The 17,974-nt window shown below is 32.3% G+C and carries 16 protein-coding genes; 9 read left to right on the forward strand and 7 right to left on the reverse strand.

Features of this window, described 5'->3' with window-relative positions:
* Positions 1 to 10: 10 nt before the first annotated feature.
* The 4 genes from J0383_RS08730 (at position 11) to rpe (ending at position 4,830) form a co-directional block, all read left to right on the forward strand.
* Complete coding sequence (locus J0383_RS08730; RefSeq protein ID WP_239023286.1) at positions 11 to 1,105, forward strand: DUF4249 domain-containing protein; 1,095 nt, start codon at positions 11 to 13, stop codon at positions 1,103 to 1,105.
* On the forward strand, positions 1,093 to 2,814 hold the full coding sequence (locus J0383_RS08735) for a hypothetical protein (RefSeq protein ID WP_207298023.1): 1,722 nt from the start codon (positions 1,093 to 1,095) through the stop codon (positions 2,812 to 2,814). The genes J0383_RS08730 and J0383_RS08735 overlap by 13 nt, the downstream gene beginning before the upstream one ends.
* Positions 2,815 to 2,979: 165 nt before the next feature.
* On the forward strand, positions 2,980 to 3,843 hold the full coding sequence (locus J0383_RS08740) for a sigma-70 family RNA polymerase sigma factor (protein WP_007804760.1): 864 nt from the start codon (positions 2,980 to 2,982) through the stop codon (positions 3,841 to 3,843).
* A 324-nt stretch (positions 3,844 to 4,167) separates the two neighbouring features.
* On the forward strand, positions 4,168 to 4,830 hold the full coding sequence (gene rpe, locus J0383_RS08745) for a ribulose-phosphate 3-epimerase (protein WP_207298024.1): 663 nt from the start codon (positions 4,168 to 4,170) through the stop codon (positions 4,828 to 4,830).
* Here rpe and J0383_RS08750 read toward each other — a convergent pair.
* Together J0383_RS08750 and J0383_RS08755 are read right to left on the reverse strand one after the other, a co-directional pair.
* Positions 4,807 to 5,589 (reverse strand): DNA/RNA non-specific endonuclease, encoded by a 783-nt coding sequence (locus tag J0383_RS08750; RefSeq protein ID WP_207298025.1) that lies wholly within the window; start codon positions 5,587 to 5,589, stop codon positions 4,807 to 4,809. The two genes, rpe and J0383_RS08750, sit on opposite strands and share 24 nt — an antisense overlap.
* Before the next feature lie 89 nt (positions 5,590 to 5,678).
* Positions 5,679 to 7,868 (reverse strand): carboxy terminal-processing peptidase, encoded by a 2,190-nt coding sequence (locus J0383_RS08755; RefSeq protein ID WP_207298026.1) that lies wholly within the window; start codon positions 7,866 to 7,868, stop codon positions 5,679 to 5,681.
* A gap of 211 nt (positions 7,869 to 8,079) precedes the next feature.
* On the opposite strand from J0383_RS08755, the gene surE reads away from it, so the two are divergent.
* Genes surE through J0383_RS08780 form a run of 5 tightly spaced genes read left to right on the forward strand, consistent with a single transcriptional unit; the run spans position 8,080 to position 12,855 of the window.
* Positions 8,080 to 8,859 carry a 5'/3'-nucleotidase SurE gene (surE, locus tag J0383_RS08760; RefSeq protein ID WP_207298027.1) on the forward strand — a complete coding sequence of 260 codons (780 nt, stop codon included), beginning with the start codon at positions 8,080 to 8,082 and terminating at the stop codon, positions 8,857 to 8,859.
* Positions 8,852 to 9,124 carry a hypothetical protein gene (locus J0383_RS08765; RefSeq protein ID WP_207298028.1) on the forward strand — a complete coding sequence of 91 codons (273 nt, stop codon included), beginning with the start codon at positions 8,852 to 8,854 and terminating at the stop codon, positions 9,122 to 9,124. Before surE ends, J0383_RS08765 begins: the two co-directional genes overlap by 8 nt.
* Before the next feature lie 34 nt (positions 9,125 to 9,158).
* Entirely contained in the window at positions 9,159 to 10,274 is a 1,116-nt protein-coding gene (lpxB, locus tag J0383_RS08770; protein ID WP_207298029.1) for a lipid-A-disaccharide synthase, read from the forward strand.
* A 12-nt stretch (positions 10,275 to 10,286) separates the two neighbouring features.
* Positions 10,287 to 10,772 carry a C40 family peptidase gene (locus tag J0383_RS08775; protein WP_207298030.1) on the forward strand — a complete coding sequence of 162 codons (486 nt, stop codon included), beginning with the start codon at positions 10,287 to 10,289 and terminating at the stop codon, positions 10,770 to 10,772.
* A gap of 55 nt (positions 10,773 to 10,827) precedes the next feature.
* Positions 10,828 to 12,855: a ComEC/Rec2 family competence protein gene (locus J0383_RS08780; RefSeq protein WP_207298031.1), complete on the forward strand. Its 2,028-nt coding sequence runs from the start codon at positions 10,828 to 10,830 to the stop codon at positions 12,853 to 12,855.
* A gap of 3 nt (positions 12,856 to 12,858) precedes the next feature.
* Here the strand turns inward: J0383_RS08780 and J0383_RS08785 are convergent, their stop codons facing one another.
* The 5 genes from J0383_RS08785 to J0383_RS08805 form a co-directional block, all read right to left on the reverse strand.
* Positions 12,859 to 13,308, reverse strand: a complete 450-nt coding sequence (locus J0383_RS08785; protein ID WP_207298032.1) for a thioredoxin domain-containing protein — start codon at positions 13,306 to 13,308, stop codon at positions 12,859 to 12,861.
* Between the two features lie 276 nt (positions 13,309 to 13,584).
* The gene (locus tag J0383_RS08790) at positions 13,585 to 14,037 is read right to left on the reverse strand and encodes a thioredoxin family protein (protein ID WP_207298033.1); all 453 of its coding nucleotides are present in this window, start codon (positions 14,035 to 14,037) and stop codon (positions 13,585 to 13,587) included.
* 216 nt (positions 14,038 to 14,253) lie between these two features.
* Positions 14,254 to 14,721, reverse strand: coding sequence for a thioredoxin family protein (locus tag J0383_RS08795; protein ID WP_207298034.1), 468 nt, complete (start codon positions 14,719 to 14,721; stop codon positions 14,254 to 14,256).
* Between the two features lie 57 nt (positions 14,722 to 14,778).
* The gene (locus tag J0383_RS08800) at positions 14,779 to 16,263 is read right to left on the reverse strand and encodes a peptide MFS transporter (protein ID WP_207298035.1); all 1,485 of its coding nucleotides are present in this window, start codon (positions 16,261 to 16,263) and stop codon (positions 14,779 to 14,781) included.
* A complete protein-coding gene (locus tag J0383_RS08805) occupies positions 16,263 to 17,939 on the reverse strand; it encodes a peptide MFS transporter (RefSeq protein WP_207298036.1) in 1,677 nt (558 codons plus the stop codon). The genes J0383_RS08800 and J0383_RS08805 overlap by 1 nt, the downstream gene beginning before the upstream one ends.
* Between the last annotated feature and the right edge of the window lie 35 nt (positions 17,940 to 17,974).

The raw sequence follows: 17,974 nt of genomic DNA on the forward strand, positions 1-17,974 counted from the left end.
AACATATCCATTGTTAACCAATACATACGAGGAAGCTATCGTTGTTGAAGCCACTTTAACTAACGAGCTTAAAAATCAAGAAATTAAAATTACAAAAACTGCTCGTTTTGAAGATACATCAATTAAAACGGAAACCGGTGCCAAGGTTATTGTCAAGGATAATTTGAATAATGAATATGTATTCGAAGAAAATTCAGGAATCTATGTTTCGCAAACAGCATTTCAAATCTTACCTGACCGCCAATACACTTTGGAAATTACAGCAAAAGATGGGAAAATTTACCAGTCCAGTCCCGAAACACTTACAACAGTAACACCTATTCAAAGCATAGTCCCATCTCTCGCAACAAACAAAGACAATGAGACTGGAGTTCAAATTAATGTTAACAGCTACGATGCCAGCAGAACTTCTAAGTATTATCGTTATGAGTATGAAGAGAGCTATAAAATAATAGCTCCAAGATGGTCATTGTCAAAATTAATTGTTACAGGTCCAGAATCCATTCAACTCATTCCAAACTCTTCCAGCACTAGAACTTGTTATGCTACTAAAAAATCGACAGATATTTTATTGGTAAATACTAACGATCAAAGTGAAGACAAAGTAAATTTTCCTATTCGTTTCATAGAACAAAAAAATTATATTATCGGACACAGATATAGCATTTTAGTTAAACAATATGTAGAAAATTTAGCAGCTTATAATTTCCATAAAACCATGAGAGATATTGCAAGTTCGGCAAGTATTTTATCTCCAAAACAACCTGGAGTATTATCCGGAAACATCAAATGTATAAACGATCCTAATACGAAAGTAATTGGTTATTTTGATGTATCCTCTTTTTCAGAACAGCGAATATTTTTTAATTATACTGACTTTTTCCCAGGAGCAGACGCTCCTTATTTCAACACTTGCGAAGACATTCCGTTTAAATTTTGTTTTGCAGGAGAAGATTGTAATGCAGAAGGTTTAATATATAATATCGAAAATAATTTTATGACCTATTTTTCCAATAGCGGATCTGCTTATATACTTGTTGACGTTGTCTGCGGAGACTGTACATCATTTTCATCTAACGTAAAACCTTCATTTTGGATAGACTAAAACACATACTTTTATTGTTTGTATTGATAAATACACAATTAAGCAAAGCACAACAAACGATTTCTTTGGATGAAACTGTATATCTTCATTCTAATGCTTCTTCATTTGTTACAGGAGAAACCTTACTATACAAGGTATATTGTTTAAAATCATCTAATAAAACACCAAGCAGTATTAGTAAAATAGCATATGTAGAACTTGTAGATGACAGCAAAAAATCAGTTTTTAAAACTAAAATTGCACTGGAAAATTCTGTTGGACAGGGAGATTATTTTATTCCTACCACTTTAAAAACGGGTAATTATAAATTAATTGGATATACGAATTGGATGCTAAACAAACCCATTCCTGAATTATTTCAATTGAATATAAACATCATTAATCCGTATAAAACAGACGAAAAAACAAATACAGAAAAAGTTCTATCGGGCAGTTCTAGACTTTCTTCAGAAAATTTAAAAAACGAGAATGTTGCTTTTAACTTAAGTAAAAAAACATTTACAAATAGAGAATTAGTCGATTTAAAAGTCTTGACTTCAAATGCTAATTTTAAAGATGGAAGTTATTCGCTTTCTGTTCGAAAATTAGATAACATTCCAACACAGGATGAAATCTCCGCAGTTAAATTTGCTTCATTATCATCTTATCCGATCTTGTTAGATTTACAGAAACAAGATCAAAAAATAATTCTTCCTGAATTAAGAGGTGAAATGATTACAGGAAAGATTTCTTCAAAAAGTGAAAAAATTGAAAATGTTTCAGTTGGCTTATCAATTCCAGGAAAATCTTTCGCTTTCCAAGTGGTAAAAACTGATAGTAACGGAAACTTTATTTTCAATGTTGGTAAAACATTTTACACTTCTAATATAATTGTACAAATTATAGACGAGAAAGCAGCCAATTATGAACTTACAATAAACAATGCTCCTGAAATAGAATATTCAAAAATATCGTTTGATAAAAATACAAATTTGTCTTACGTTTTTAAAGAAAGTCTGTTGGAAAGATCTGTTTCAAGTCAGGTTGAGAATGCCTATTTTCATAAAAAAGTAGACAATATCGAAAAAAGTCCAGCGACGGATGCTTTTTATTATCCTCTTGCAAAAGAATATATTTTAGATGATTTTACTCGTTTTAAAACTTTAAAAGAAACAATAACGGAAGTTGCTGTTGAGATTTATTCGAAACAAAAAGATGATAAGCTTTATCTGCATGTGAACGATCCTAGTATTTTTCCGCAGTTACCAGAACCAGCACTTGTACTTGTTGATGGACAATATTTGGAAAATGTAAATGATCTGACTCTTTATAGCATGAAAAATGTTTATAAAATTGAACTTATTGTAGGAAGATACTATGTAGGCTCAAAATCATTTAACGGATTAATTAGTTTTACTACTTTCAACAAAGATTTCAAAAGCAATCAAACAGGAAGTTTTATAGCAAAACCAACTGTTTTAAGACCACAGCCTAAAAAGATTTACAATAAAGTAAAATATGAAAGTGGTTCTGATAATGCCCGAATTCCTGATTTCAGAAATCAATTACTTTGGAATCCGGATGTGAAGTTAAATACAGATGCTGAAACTTCATTCTACACCTCAGATTTATCAGGAACATTCGAAATTAGATTGGAAGGTTTTACCAAAAACGGAATTCCTGTATCAATTACAGAAAACATCGAGGTTCAAAATACCATCGCAAACTAAAATCTTATTTTTAAAAAATTATACAACACTCACAAAACCTGCTTCTTAGAGGCAGGTTTTTATTTTTTTCAAATATTTTCAAAATATTTTTTACAGAGTTGTAACTTTTTTGATACTTCATACGTATAATCACTTGTACACTTAAAAATTGAGGAGACAAATAAGATGAGACAACTTAAAATCACCAAGCAGGTAACCAATCGTGAAACTGCATCGTTAGATAAATATCTACAAGAAATCGGAAAAGTTGACCTAATTACCGCAGATGAGGAGGTAGAATTAGCACAGAGAATTAAGGCTGGTGATCAAAGAGCTTTAGAAAAATTAACAAAAGCCAACCTACGTTTCGTTGTATCGGTTGCTAAACAATATCAAAATCAAGGTTTAACACTTCCTGATTTAATTAATGAAGGAAACTTAGGACTTATCAAAGCAGCACAACGTTTTGATGAAACTCGTGGTTTCAAATTCATTTCTTATGCCGTATGGTGGATTCGTCAATCGATCCTTCAGGCTCTTGCAGAACAATCACGTATTGTTCGTTTACCCTTAAACAAAATTGGTTCTATCAATAAAATCAACAAAATGTATGCTTTATTAGAGCAATCTAACGAGCGTCCGCCTTCTGCTGAGGAAATTGCAAAAGAACTTGACATGACCGTAAATGACGTAAAAGAGTCTATGAAAAACTCAGGACGTCACTTATCAATGGATGCACCTCTTGTTGAAGGTGAAGATTCTAACCTTTATGACGTTTTACGTTCTGGAGAATCTCCAAATCCTGATAGAGAGTTAATTCACGAATCATTACGTACTGAAATCGAGCGTTCATTAGAAACATTAACTCCAAGAGAGGCAGATGTTGTTCGTTTGTATTTTGGTCTAGGCGATCAGCACCCAATGACTTTGGAAGAAATTGGAGAAACTTTCGATCTAACTCGTGAGCGTGTTCGTCAGATTAAAGAAAAAGCAATCCGTAGATTAAAACATACTTCTAGAAGTAAAATTCTTAAAACTTATCTTGGTTAATCACCAAAATTCTAATTCGAGAAATTACAAACTCCAAATTACTTGGAGTTTAATGTAAAATTTCTTAAATTGGATATTAAAGCAAACAACAGTTTGATTGACTGTTCGTTTTTTGATTGATGATTGAAACTCCGGCTGATTACCGGAGTTTTTTATTTATTCTATAAACCATTAAGACATTAAGTTTCATAAAGAAAAACTCAATGACCTCTTTCAATAAGCGAATTAAGATTTAAAAACTTAATTTTCTTAATCTCTTAATGATTCAAAAAACATGCGGTTAAAAAATTTATCTTTGTAAACAAAACAACACACTACACTACAATGAAAAATACATTTATTGCTCCTTCTGTTCTTGCAGCTGATTTTGCTAATTTACAACGTGATATTGAAATGATAAACAACAGCCAAGCTGATTGGTTTCATATCGATATTATGGATGGAGTTTTTGTTCCGAATATTTCTTTTGGAATGCCGGTTTTAGAAGCTATTTCTAAACATGCGAAGAAATATATCGATGTTCATTTAATGATTATTGATCCTGACAGATACATAAAAACTTTTGCTGATTTAGGAGCTAATGGATTAACTGTTCATTATGAAGCTTGCACGCACCTGCACAGAACACTTCAGGCAATTAAAGCGGAAGGAATGAAAGCAGGAGTAGCTATGAATCCGCATACTAATGTGGATTTATTAGAAGACATTATTAATGATATCGATGTTGTTTGCATAATGAGTGTAAATCCAGGATTTGGTGGACAATCATTTATCGAAAATACATATGACAAAGTAAAAAAACTAAAGGCATTAATTACACATAAAAACGCATCAACTCTTATCGAAATTGATGGCGGTGTAACCAATAAAAATGCGAAACAATTAGTAGAATCCGGAGCTGATGTTTTGGTAGCAGGAAGTTTCGTTTTTAGAGCCGAAAATCCAATCGAAACAATTGCTGATCTAAAAGTCCTTACTACTTTTTAAATTTTTCAAATTAGGAAAAAAGTCAATTCCCGTCATTTTTTCAATAGTTTCTATAGGAACTACAAAATCATAAATAGGTTTGTCACTATCTTCATTTGGAACTAAAAAGGCAATTGCTTTGTGTTCATTTCCTGATTTAGCCAGAACGATTTTATAAAAATATTTAGGGACAGAAACTTTTTCTGTTCCTATTTTATTATCTGAATCTTTCAAAACTCCGCCAGTCACTACATAAATATCATTGTATTTTCCTGCCCAATAACGTGTTTTCTGTTCGATTCTGTTCCAGATTCCGCTATTAAAATCATGTCTTTGAGGAGAAATATTGGAAGTATAAAAAGTATCATTATAAGCTTCTTCACTGAATTCCATATCACCAGCAGGACATAAATGCCCTTTATCATAACCTGATTTTTTATAATTTCTCCAATCAGCAGAACCTGTACTTACTTTAGGATCTTCAATAAAATACGGACGTTTGTAATTGCCATTTTTCAGGTATTCTTTCTTTAATTCATAAGCAACCCATTCAGCCTGCTCGTATTTTTCATTATATGAAAGTGTATAATATTTGTGATTTACAATTTGATTTGTCGTCGAAGTAGGCTGATAGTTTACGGAATATAATGATCCTGTATTACTTTGATTAGCTACAAAAGTATCCTTCTCTTGATTTGCAATTTCCACTGTTTCTGTATTTTCTTTTTTACAAGAAAACAAGATTAGACCAATCAAACTAAGTATATAAATGTTTTTCATAAATGCTTTTGGGTTACCATTAAAAAACGCTTCTTAAATTATATTCAAGAAGCGTTTTAATAACAAATTAATTTCTAAATGATTTTTCTTTATGATTTAACCAATTTATCTTTTTTCATTTTAGGAGAAACATTCGTTGTGGTTTTCACCACAGATTTAGCTTGCAAATCATCTAAAACATTTAATGCTTCTTCTACATAAACATCTTTAGATAATGCTTGGTGCCAAGCCTCTCTTTTCTCTTTCAAAGTAGCGTCGTTATTCATTTCCGTAACTTCATAAGGAAGTGATTTAAACACTAAATTGTTTTTGTAATCTGAAATTGGTTTATACTTTTTACCTTCATTTTCAACTTGCTCTTGAGTTTCTTTAAAATTCTTGATATTCAAGCTGTAAACGTTTTCTTTGTTTTTAACATCGATCCATTTTGCATTATCTTCAATTAGTTTGAATTGAGCATTTTGAGCAATCCTAGCTCTACTGTTTTCGATAGCTTTCATGAAATTTTGGTTTGATGTCCAAGTAGTATAATCAGCTGGATCAATCTTATCCCATGGCATTGCATTGTCGATGTCACGTTCACCCATTTTCAAGTACGCATAACGATCTGGCATAACAACATCACTATGAACTCCTTCTAATTGAGTAGAACCACCGTTGATTCTGTAAAATTTCTGACCTGTAATTTTCAAAGCTCCTAAATCACCATAGTTTGTATTACGAACAAATTGGTTCAAATCTAATACATTCTGAACTGTACCTTTACCGTAAGTTTGTTTACTTCCAATGATAATTCCACGTTTATAATCCTGAATAGCAGCCGCTAAGATTTCAGACGCTGAAGCAGAGAAACTGTTCACCATAATTACCAGCGGTCCGTCCCATTCGATTTTTTTGTCTTTATCGTATAAAACTTCTTTCTTTTTACCCGCAGATTTTACCTGAACGATTGGTCCTTCTTGAATAAACAATCCTGCAATATCAACTACCGTAGAAAGAGACCCTCCTCCGTCATCGCGAACATCCAGTACAATTCCGTTGATATTTTCTTTTTTCAATCTTTCTACTTCAAGAGCAATATCTTTTCCAGCATCACGACCGTCTTTATTTTCAAAGTCAATGTAGAATTTAGGCAGATAAATAACCCCGTATTTCAATCCGTTTTTCTCAACAATACTTGATTTTGCGTATGTTTCTTCAATTTCAACCACATCTCTGATAATTGAAATTACTTTGATACTCCCATCCACTTTTTTAACAGTAAGCTTAACCTCAGTTCCTTTGTGTCCTTTGATTTTTTTAACTACATCATCAAGACGCATCCCTACTACATCAACAGGTTCTTCATTTCCTTGAGCCACTTTTAGGATTAAGTCTCCAGCTTCAAGCTGTTTTCCTTTCCATGCTGGCCCTCCAGAAATTAATTCATCAATTTGAGTAAAGTCATTTTTCTTAGTCAATCTTGCTCCAATACCTTCTAATTTACCGCTGATATTTACATCAAAACGATCTTTTTCTTCTGGAGCAAAATAGCTTGTATGAGGATCAAAACGAGTCATGATTGAATTCAAATACACTGAGAACCAGTAATCCTTATTCAAATCTTTGATTACACTAAAATTATCATCTAATGATTTTAAAGAGCTTTCACGTGTTTCTTTTTCTAAAGTTTCAAAAGATTTTTCTTTATATGAAGGATCTTTTTTCTTCTTTTCTTCTTCAATTTTTTGTTTCGTTACAAGAGAAGAAAGCGTAGAAAGTTTAATTTGTTTTCTCCATCTCTCATTTATTTCAGTTAAGCTTTTTGCATACGGAATGTTCTCATAATCGGCATTAAAAGTCTCATCTGTAGTATAATTAAAAGGCTGCGCTAAAATAGTTTTATAGCGTTTTTTACTTTCTTCCATTCTCTTCATCAATCTAGTATAAGTTAGATTAAAGAATGTTAAATCTTTGTTTAAAAACTGATCATCGAGCATCAGCTCATATTGCTTAAATTCATCAATATCAGACTGAAGGAAGAATCGTTTAGAAGGGTCTAATGCCTCGATATAATCTTTAAAAATACCCTTTGAAAATTGATCATTAATTTCCGCTGGGCTGTAATGTCCTTTTTCAATAACAAAAGCCAATAATTCTAATAGTGTCTTGTCTTTATTAGGATCCGGATCTTCATTTTTATCTGCATTTATTTTAAAAGCAAACAAGGTCACAGACAAGCATAATACGGCTATAAGTATTTTATAATTTCTTTTCATAAACTCAATAATAGCATTCATCAAATTTTTTAATCTAAGTTACGGTAAAAACTATGCCAACATGCCAAGATCAGTATAATTTTTTGTTAAAGATATAAAAATGTTTATTCTCTAAAAGTGTTCTCGAATTTAGTTTGTAATTTTTATTTATTTGTTAGTATTCAACCAAAATCAGTTATTACATTTGTTGTAACAAGCCTTAATTTTGACAAATTGAAAATAGAATCGCAGCATGAAAAATGAAAAACCACTCATATTAGTCACCAATGATGATGGAATTTTGGCACCCGGAATTAGAGCTTTAATTAGCGTAATGGAAACCATAGGCGACGTTATTGTAGTTGCTCCAGACAAACCGCAAAGTGCCATGGGACACGCCATTACCATCAACAATACGTTGTTTTTGGACAAAATCTCTAAAGACGACGATGCCGTTACAGAATACAGCTGTTCAGGAACTCCCGTTGATTGTGTAAAACTGGCTGTTAATGAAATCTTGAAACGAAAACCAGATTTGTGCGTTTCGGGAATCAATCACGGGTCAAATTCTTCTATCAATGTGATTTACAGCGGAACTATGAGTGCTGCAGTCGAAGCCGGAATTGAAGGCATTCAGGCTATCGGGTTCTCTCTTTTGGATTTTGATTGGAATGCCGATTTTGAACCCGTAAAATCATTCGTTAAAAAAATAACTTTAGAAACTCTAAAAAATAAATTGCCTGCTGGTGTCGTTTTAAATGTGAATTTTCCAAGATTAAGTGAAAAAGACATTAAGGGAATCAAAATCTGTCGTCAGGCGAAAGCCTATTATGCACAGAAATTTGATAAAAGACAGAATCCTTTTGGGAAAGATTATTACTGGCTGACCGGTAAGTTTACCAATGAAGATCAAGGTGAAGATACAGATGAATGGGCACTTGAAAACGGATACGTATCAGTAGTACCAGTTCAGTTTGATTTAACGGCTCATCATTCTATGCAGCAACTTAATACTTGGAAATTAAATGAATAAGAAAGAATTTATTACAGGATTCCTTGTGGGGATTTTTACTGCGCTGCTTGGCAGTTATTTGTTTATTACGTTTTTTACAACTTTTGATTTTTCCACTGGAATTCAAACTATAAAAGAGCACGGTTATTTAGGAAAAGTAATTACAATTGGAACAACTTTAGATCTGGCAGTTTTCTTGCTTTTATTGAATAGAGATAAAGAAATGATGGCTAGAGGTGTGATTCTAGCGGTAATTGTTCTGGCAATTTCAACTCTAATTATTTAACCCTATCTTTGTGCTGCAATAAAATTTTGTCGATATGAAATACTACATAATAGCTGGTGAAGCTTCAGGAGATTTACACGGTTCAAACCTAATGAAGGCATTATTTGAGGAAGATCCTCAAGCCGAAATTAGATTTTGGGGCGGTGATTTAATGCAAAAAGCCGGCGGTACATTAGTAAAACATTATCGCGATTTAGCTTTTATGGGATTTGTAGAAGTGCTTTTTAATTTAAAGACCATTTTAAACAACATTAAATTCTGTAAAAAAGACATTGCTGAGTTCAAACCAGATGTAATCATTTTTATTGACTATCCGGGTTTTAATATGCGTATTGCAAAATGGGCTAAAGAATTGAATTACAAAACTCATTATTACATTTCTCCTCAAATTTGGGCTTGGAAAGAAAACCGTATCAATGCCATTAAACAAGACGTTGATAAAATGTTTGTGATTCTTCCTTTCGAAAAAGGGTTTTATGAAGACAAACATCATTTTCCAGTAGATTTTGTCGGCCACCCTTTGATTGATGCGATTCAGAATCAGCCTTCTTTTGATGAAGCCGCATTTAGAACAGAGAATAAATTAGGAGATAAACCAATCATTGCCCTTTTACCAGGAAGCCGTAAACAAGAAATTACCAAAATGCTGAGTGTAATGTTAAGTGTTGTTGATGATTTTCAAGATTATGAATTTGTAATCGCAGGCGCTCCGAGTCAGGATTATGAATTTTACCAGCAGTTTATCAAAAACAAAAATATTGCATTTGTTTCCAATAGAACTTATGATTTACTCCGTTCTTCAACAGCTGCATTGGTTACTTCAGGAACTGCTACTTTGGAAACAGCATTGTTTAAGGTTCCAGAATTAGTTTGTTATAAAGGAAGTGCGATTTCGTACCAAATTGCCAAACGAATTATTACTTTAAAATATATTTCGCTTGTGAATTTAATTATGGATCAAGAAGTGGTTACAGAATTGATTCAGAATGAATGCAATACAAAACGTATTAAAGAAGAACTTACCAAATTATTAGAACCAGCTTACCGCGAAAAACTTTTAAAGAATTATGATATTCTTGAAGAAAAATTGGGCGGAGTTGGCGCGAGTAAAAAAACCGCAAAACTCATCGTTGCAGATTTAAATGGCTAAAAATTATTTGTTTTGAAAAAGATATTCATTTTCCTCCTACTATCAATCATTTTTACTTCTTGTAAATCGACTTCTCCTGCTGTCAGCAAAAAGGAAACAAAACGAGAGAATAGAGCTTTGGTGAATAATTTGATCGAAAAGGCAACAAATAATATCGGCGTTAAATACAAAGCGGGCGGCACAAACAAAAGTGGTTTCGACTGCTCTGGATTAGTCTACACTACTTTTGAATCTGAAAATATAAAATTGCCCAGAAGTTCTTATGAACAAGCTAAAATTGGAAAAGTAATTCCGCTTAATGATGCCAAAAAAGGCGATTTAATTTTTTTTAAAACCAATAAAAGCCGACAAATCAATCATGTTGGACTTATCGTTGAAGTGAATTATGACGAAATAAAGTTTGTGCATTCATCCACCTCCAAAGGTGTCATAATTTCTTCTACTAAAGAAGCTTATTATAAAAACTCGTTCGAGCAGGTAAACCGCATAATCGAATAATTTCTTAATTCTAAAATATATTTATTTTCTTACAAATATTTAATACTTTCGCACTATGAAAGTATTAGATTTTCCGTTAGTCAAGCTAACAATCAGTTTTATAATTGGTATTTTAATTTCCTATTATTGTCATCCTTCTTTATCGATTGCCTTCAATATTTTAGGTTTTTCTACACTCTTATTTATCCTTTTCTATTTTTTAGCAAAACGCAATAAAAAGCAGATTCCTCTTTTCGGAATCAGTTCTAATTTGATTGCATTTTCGACAGGAATCTGTGTTCTTTTAATTCATACTGATAGTTTTGACAAACTGAATTACAGCCATTTTCAAAAAGCATTTGACGAACCGCATGTTTTGACTTTTACTTTACGCGAAAAACTCAAAAGCAATGATTATAATGATCGTTATACAGCGATTGTAAACAATATCGATCAACATTTTATGAGAGGTAAAATAATCGTAAATGTTCAAAAAGACAGTACTTCCAATTCGTTAATTATCGGAAACATAATTCGAGTTAAAACTGTTTTACAGCGAACGCCTCCCAGCAAAAATCCAAGTCAGTTTGACTACAGCAGATATTTGGCCGACAAACAAATTTATGCTCAGGTATTCTGTAAAAAATCTGAAATAACAATAAGTAAACACATAAAAAAAGACATTTGGTATTACTCTGGACGTCTGCATGCTTTGATTTTAAAAAACCTCGAAAAATCAAATTTTAATCCTGAAGAAATGAATGTTGCGCTTGCTTTAATACTCGGCCAGCAACAAGAAATCGCAGCTGATATTATTAAAGATTACCAATATTCTGGAGCTACACATGTTTTATCGGTTTCAGGATTACATGTTGGTTTTATAATGCTTTTTATAATGTTTATTCTAAAGCCAATTCCAAATACACGAAAAGGTTCTGCAATAAAACTGACTTCCATTTTAATCTCATTAGCCGGTTTTGCAGTGATTTCAGGATTATCACCTTCTGTTCTGCGATCTGTGGTTATGTTCTCATTTGTAGCTATTGGAAATCATTTACGCAGAAGCGGTAACATTTACCATACTTTATTGGTTTCAATTTTATTGATACTTTTATTTGAACCTTACTTTCTATTTGATGTTGGATTTCAGTTAAGCTATTTAGCTTTATTTTTCATAGTCTGGCTGCAGCCTGTACTTGCACAAATCTGGACTCCAAAAAACAAAATAGCTATTTATCTCTGGAATGCTCTAACGGTTTCTTTTGCGGCCCAAATAGGCACTTTACCTTTGTGTTTGTATTATTTCCATCAATTTCCAGGATTGTTTTTTGTAACGAATATTATCATTCTACCTGTTTTATCGTTTATCATGATTGCTGGAATAATCGTTATGCTGATTGCTATTTTCACCAATCCTCCTTTATTATTGGTTACTATATTTGAAAAAAGCATTTTCATTTTAAACAAAATGATTCATTATGTAGCTTCATTTGAATCATTTGTTATTCAAGATATCGGTTTTAATTTCTATTATTTGATTTCACTCTATCTCGTTATTATTACAGTGACAATTGGTTTCAAAAAACCAAATTTCAGAATCATAATAGTAAGTCTTCTGTCTATTATCTTATTTCAATTATCGTTAATTTACACTAAAAAAGAGCTGTCAGATCAAACTGAATTAATTGTTTATAATGCCAAGAAAAGTACTCTGATATCAATGAGAAAAGGGCAAAACATAACGCTTTTTACAAATGATACTAAAAAAGAAAAAGAAAACATTCTTAACTCTTATCTAGTTGGCAGTTTTAGTACGATCAGTCAAACGAAAATTATTAAAAATACTTTGTATTTCAATACTCAAAAAATACTTATAATTGACAGCAGTGGCATTTACGAAAACAAAATCGTACCGGATATCTTAATTCTGACACAGTCTCCAAAATTAAATCTGGATAGACTTTTAAATCAAATACATCCCAAAATGATAATTGCAGATGCTTCAAATTCTTATTCCATTCAAAAAGTATGGAAAGAAAGCTGTTTGAAAAAAAACATCCCTTTCCACGCTACTGCCGAAAAGGGATTTTATAAACTGAATTAAATTTTATTCTGGATTTAATATCTGATTACAATCTGTTATCCAAGCTTTTGCACCTCCCGAACTATAGGAAAGTTTTCCCAATGTATTGAAATTGGTTTTTCCTTTTCGTATAACTGCATTTGCAAAACAGACTTCAGGTAAATCTACAACCCCAAAAGCATTTTTCAACATAGCATTCTGTTCTCGCACTTCGCTGGCAATAGCCATATCAGATAAGTCGAGCTTGACTAAAATAACATTTTTACGGGACCATTTTTCAAAATCAGCAGTTTTAAACACTTCATTCTGCAAATTTTCTGATGCACCCGCACCAGTGAACAAAATAAGCATCGGTTTTCGTTCTTCATTACTGATTGCAATTGCATCAGTCAGATTGGTTTTCCATTCGAGATTCTGGGATTTCATCAGGAAGGTTACAAATAAAAATAGTAGAATGGGTAGTTTTCGGCTCATAAATTAATTGGTTTTAGTTAAGTTAATGAAACTAATTTAACATAAAACCAACACCGAACAATGTACTTTAATACAAATAGTTACGTAAAACATGCATTAAAATGAATTTGATTTTTTAAGCCCAAAAATTTAAAAAAAATGAAAATTTTACCCCATTTAAATAATAAATGTATAATACACATTTAAGTTTGTTTTGAAAAAATATCCCTTTCCAAATAATTTTGAAAAGGGATTCTACAAATTAAACTAAGAAACTTAATTTAAATTTATTGGTTTTTATTCGCTTGGATGCAAAATATTATTTGACTCAGCGATCCACGCTTTGGCACCGCCAGGTTTATAAGCTATTTTTCCAAGGGCGCTAAAAGTAGTTTTGTTTTTTCGTATGGAAGCAATTGCATAACATACTTCAGGCAGATCCTGAACTCCAAATGCATTCTTCAATCTAATATTTTGCTCTTTATCTCCATCTGAAGCTGTAGCATCAGACAAATCTAATTTCACAAGAATAACATTATCTCGTGACCAGACTGCAAAATCTGGTGTTTTAAAGATTTCATTTTGGAGATTTTCTGATACACCTGAGGCAGTGAATAAGATTAACATTGGTTTTCTTTCTTCATTACTAATGGCGATTGCATCTGTCATATTTGTTCGCCAGGCAAGGGTTTGTGCCTGCATGAAAAATGAACCTAAAAAAAACAGTAGGATAAGTAATTTTTTAGTCATATATAATTGGTTTTTGGTTAGTATAGCATGACGAAATTAACATAATATTTTAATTATCCAAATTATATAACTATAAAAAATACATTATATGTTTTTTTATTTACAAATAAATAACGAAATCACAATTGAATCTTTTTATTGAAAACTTTTTCTTATTAAACAAAAAAACTCCTCACATTTCTGTGAGGAGTTCCCTTAATAATTTTATCTATTTTTTTAAGACTTTTTCGGATGAACAATTCCTTCTGCGACAGTTAACCATGCTGATGGACCGCCGGCAACATATCCTGTTTTTCCAAGCCCTTTAAAGTTGATTTTTCCATCTTTAGATTCTGCACTTGTAAAAAACACCGTTGGAAATCCCTGAATACCAAAAGCTTGCTGCAATTCGTTATTCTGATTTTTTAACTCCGGAGTCTGCGGAACGCTTCTTGGGTAATCCAATTCTACTAAAACAACATTATCAGAAGCCCATTTTTTAAATTCAGCAGTTTTTAAAACTTCATTCTGAAGACGAATGCACCATCCGCACCAGTCGCTTCCTGTAAAAAACATCAACATTGGTTTTTGTTCTTTATTACTTACATTGATCGCTTCACGAACATCAGTATACCATTTTAATTCCTGAGCCTGAGTAGCAAAAGCACCAGCTATAAAAAAAGCTATTAGTAATATTTTCTTCATAATGCGTTTATTTTTAAGCAAATTTAAACAAAAATCAAATTGAAAATACAGTTAGTCTTATTTTACTTCTTGCATTAATCTTCTAATTAAAGGAGTCAAAACAATTAACGCAACTCCTGCAATTAAAGAATACAAAGCTAATTGATAATATCCGTCTGTATACGCGATAAGTTTAGACATTAGTGTCGTTCCGGTATTTGCATCGGATATTTCAGCTCCTAATTTTCCAGCAGCAAACTGGCCAAATGCACTTGACAAGAACCATAATCCCATCATCATACCAAATAATCTTTTAGGCGATAATTTTGTAATTACCGACATTCCGATTGGTCCAATGCACAATTCACCAAGTGTATAGACCAGATATCCTAAAGCAAAAACATCCAGAGAACTTAATCCATCTGCATCTACAAAAAATCTGGCACTGTAAAAAATAAAGAAACCTGCAGCCAGTAAAACAAATGATAAACCAAACTTAATAACAGTATTGGGTTCAATTTTTCGCTTAGCCATAAATATCCACAACAATCCTACTAATGGACTGAAAATAACAACATACAATGAGTTGATACTATTATTTACGACATTTGGATCAATATGAAAAAACAACATTTTGTTAGACAAATTATCTTTTGCAAACAAAGACAATGAACCTCCTGATTGCTCAGAAATGGCCATAAACATAAAGTATCCAAAAATAAATACAAATGCAGCTAAAAGTTTTCGCTGTTGTTTTCCGTCTTTTAACATTAGTAATTCATATCCAAAATATCCTAATGCAGCTATTCCCATAGTATACATAAAGTACTCTGTAAAATCAGAATTGATAACCATTATATACACTAATGGAATTACAACAAAAGAACCTACATAAACCGCTGTTTCATAAAGACTACGTTTTTTAGGCGCATAATGTTCTATTGGAGAATTTCCAATTGGTGCTAAATGCTTTTTCGTTAAAAGAAAAGTTATAACGCCAATTATCATAACAATTGCCGCAGAAAGAAAACAAAGACTCCAAGAATAGTTCTTTCCTAAATAAATAGGAATTGCACCACCCAGCATTCCTCCAATATTAATTCCTGCATAAAACAATCCGTAACCAGCATCTCGACGACCGTCGCTTTCATGATACAGCTCTCCCACCATTGAAGAAACGTTTGGTTTAAAGAAACCAGTTCCAATGATAGAAAGCGTTATTCCATAATAAAAGAAATCATGTGGAGAAGCTGCAATAAGTAAGTTTCCTAATATCATTACAATTCCTCCAAAAAGAAGCGATTTTTTAAATCCTAAAATTTTATCAGCGAAAATTCCGCCTATAAAAGTAAATGCGTAAACAAAAGCCTGAATAGCACCGTATTGCAAATTTGCTTTTCCTTCAAGCAAACCTAATTGGTCTACCATAAAAAAAGCTAAAACCCCTCTCATTCCGTAGAAACAAAAACGTTCCCACATTTCCACCAAAAACAAATACCATAATTGTTTTGGATATTTGCCTTTAAAATCCTGAATTTCTTCTAGTGTAATTGTGTCCTTCATTATCTAACTCCGTGCATCAATTTTTTTAATAATGGTGTTAGTGCAAATAATACGATTGCTGCAATACCTGTAAGTACGACAAATACCATGAAGAATTCGTATAAATTATGAATTTCAAATCCAGCGAAAACGGGATTTTGAGCGCTAATTTGGTGTTTATCCAATAATGCCAATTGCTCTGCTGTAGGCGTGATTGTTTTATTTAAAACCGCCTGAAGATCAATTCCTAATTCTTTTGCTTTTGCAAATTTATCTCCTGTAGCCGGAAGTATAGATCCTAAAGTTCCTCCCAAAGCATAACCAGATGCATTTGACAAAAAGAATACGCCATATAATAGAGAAGCAAAACGTTTTGGAGATAATTTACCTACTAATGATAATCCAATTGGAGATAAACACAACTCCGCACAAGTATTTAAGAAATACAATAGGATTAACCATTTTACAAGCAATAATCCCGAAGTTCCAAGAAAAGATACTTGAGTAGCAATCATAAAGAAACTTACTGAAATAATAACCAATCCTGCCGCTAGTTTTACTGGCGAAATTGGTTCCTTGTCTCTCGCTCTTAAGAAATCCCAAAGAATACTAAACGGAACTGCCATTACTACAACAAAAAGTCCATTAAAAATCTGAACCATTGAAGGCGGCATCAACCATCCGAAGAAATGTCTGTCTGTTTGGTTATCTGCAATAAATGTCAACGAAGAACCTGCTTGCTCAAACGCTGCCCAGAAGAAAATGATAAAGAAAGAAACAATGTAAATTACAATAATTCTATCTCTTTCAATTTTAGTTAATGAAGTATCAGAAATAATAAGTCCAGCTAATGCCAAACCACTTGAATAAATTAAAGTATAGATTAAATTCTGTCCTACTACATAATGAAAAAACAATCCTAAAGCAATAAATGCTACTCCAGCTAATAATAATGATTTAGAAGAGAAATTTGCTTTTTGAGCTTCTCCTTCTTCAAAATCTTCTGCTACATTTTTAGAAGGTAAACCTCCTAATGGTCTTCCTTCAGGAGAAACCACGTATTTGTTTTTCAGAAAGTAGAAAAGCACCGTTCCGATAAGCATTGCAGCAGAGGCCGCCATGAATCCCCATCTAAAAGCATGAATATCTCTAATTCCGCCAGCATCTTTTACGTCTCCTAATAAAGGACAAATTGACTGTCCTAAGAAAGCTCCCATGTTGATTCCCATATAGAAAATAGTAAAAGCGGTATCCAGTTTCGTTTTTTCTTGTTTTGGATACAAACTTCCCACCATACTTGAAATATTTGGTTTGAAGAATCCATTACCAAAAACAATTACTCCTAATGCAGAATACATGATGATTTTAGCCAGTTCTAAATTAGATTCAAAAACACTTCCGCTGGTAAACAAAAGCATTTGTCCGGTTGCCATTAACAAACCACCTAGGATAATACAATTTCTGTTTCCTAAATAACGATCGGCAATAAAACCTCCAAGCATTGGAGTTAAATAACAAAGTCCAAGGAAACCTCCGTAAATTAAAGAAGCTTCTTCTTCCTTCATCAATAATGAATTCACAAGGAATAAAGTTAATAAAGCTCGCATTCCATAAAAATTGAATCGCTCCCACATCTCTGTTCCAAACAATACCCAAAGTCCTTTTGGATGCGCGGTTTTTACTTGAGTTTCTCCCATATTATTCATTAATTAAATTAGGTTTATATTTTAAG

Origin of the sequence: Flavobacterium endoglycinae, from assembly GCF_017352115.1 — a bacterium.
GTDB lineage: Bacteria > Bacteroidota > Bacteroidia > Flavobacteriales > Flavobacteriaceae > Flavobacterium > Flavobacterium endoglycinae.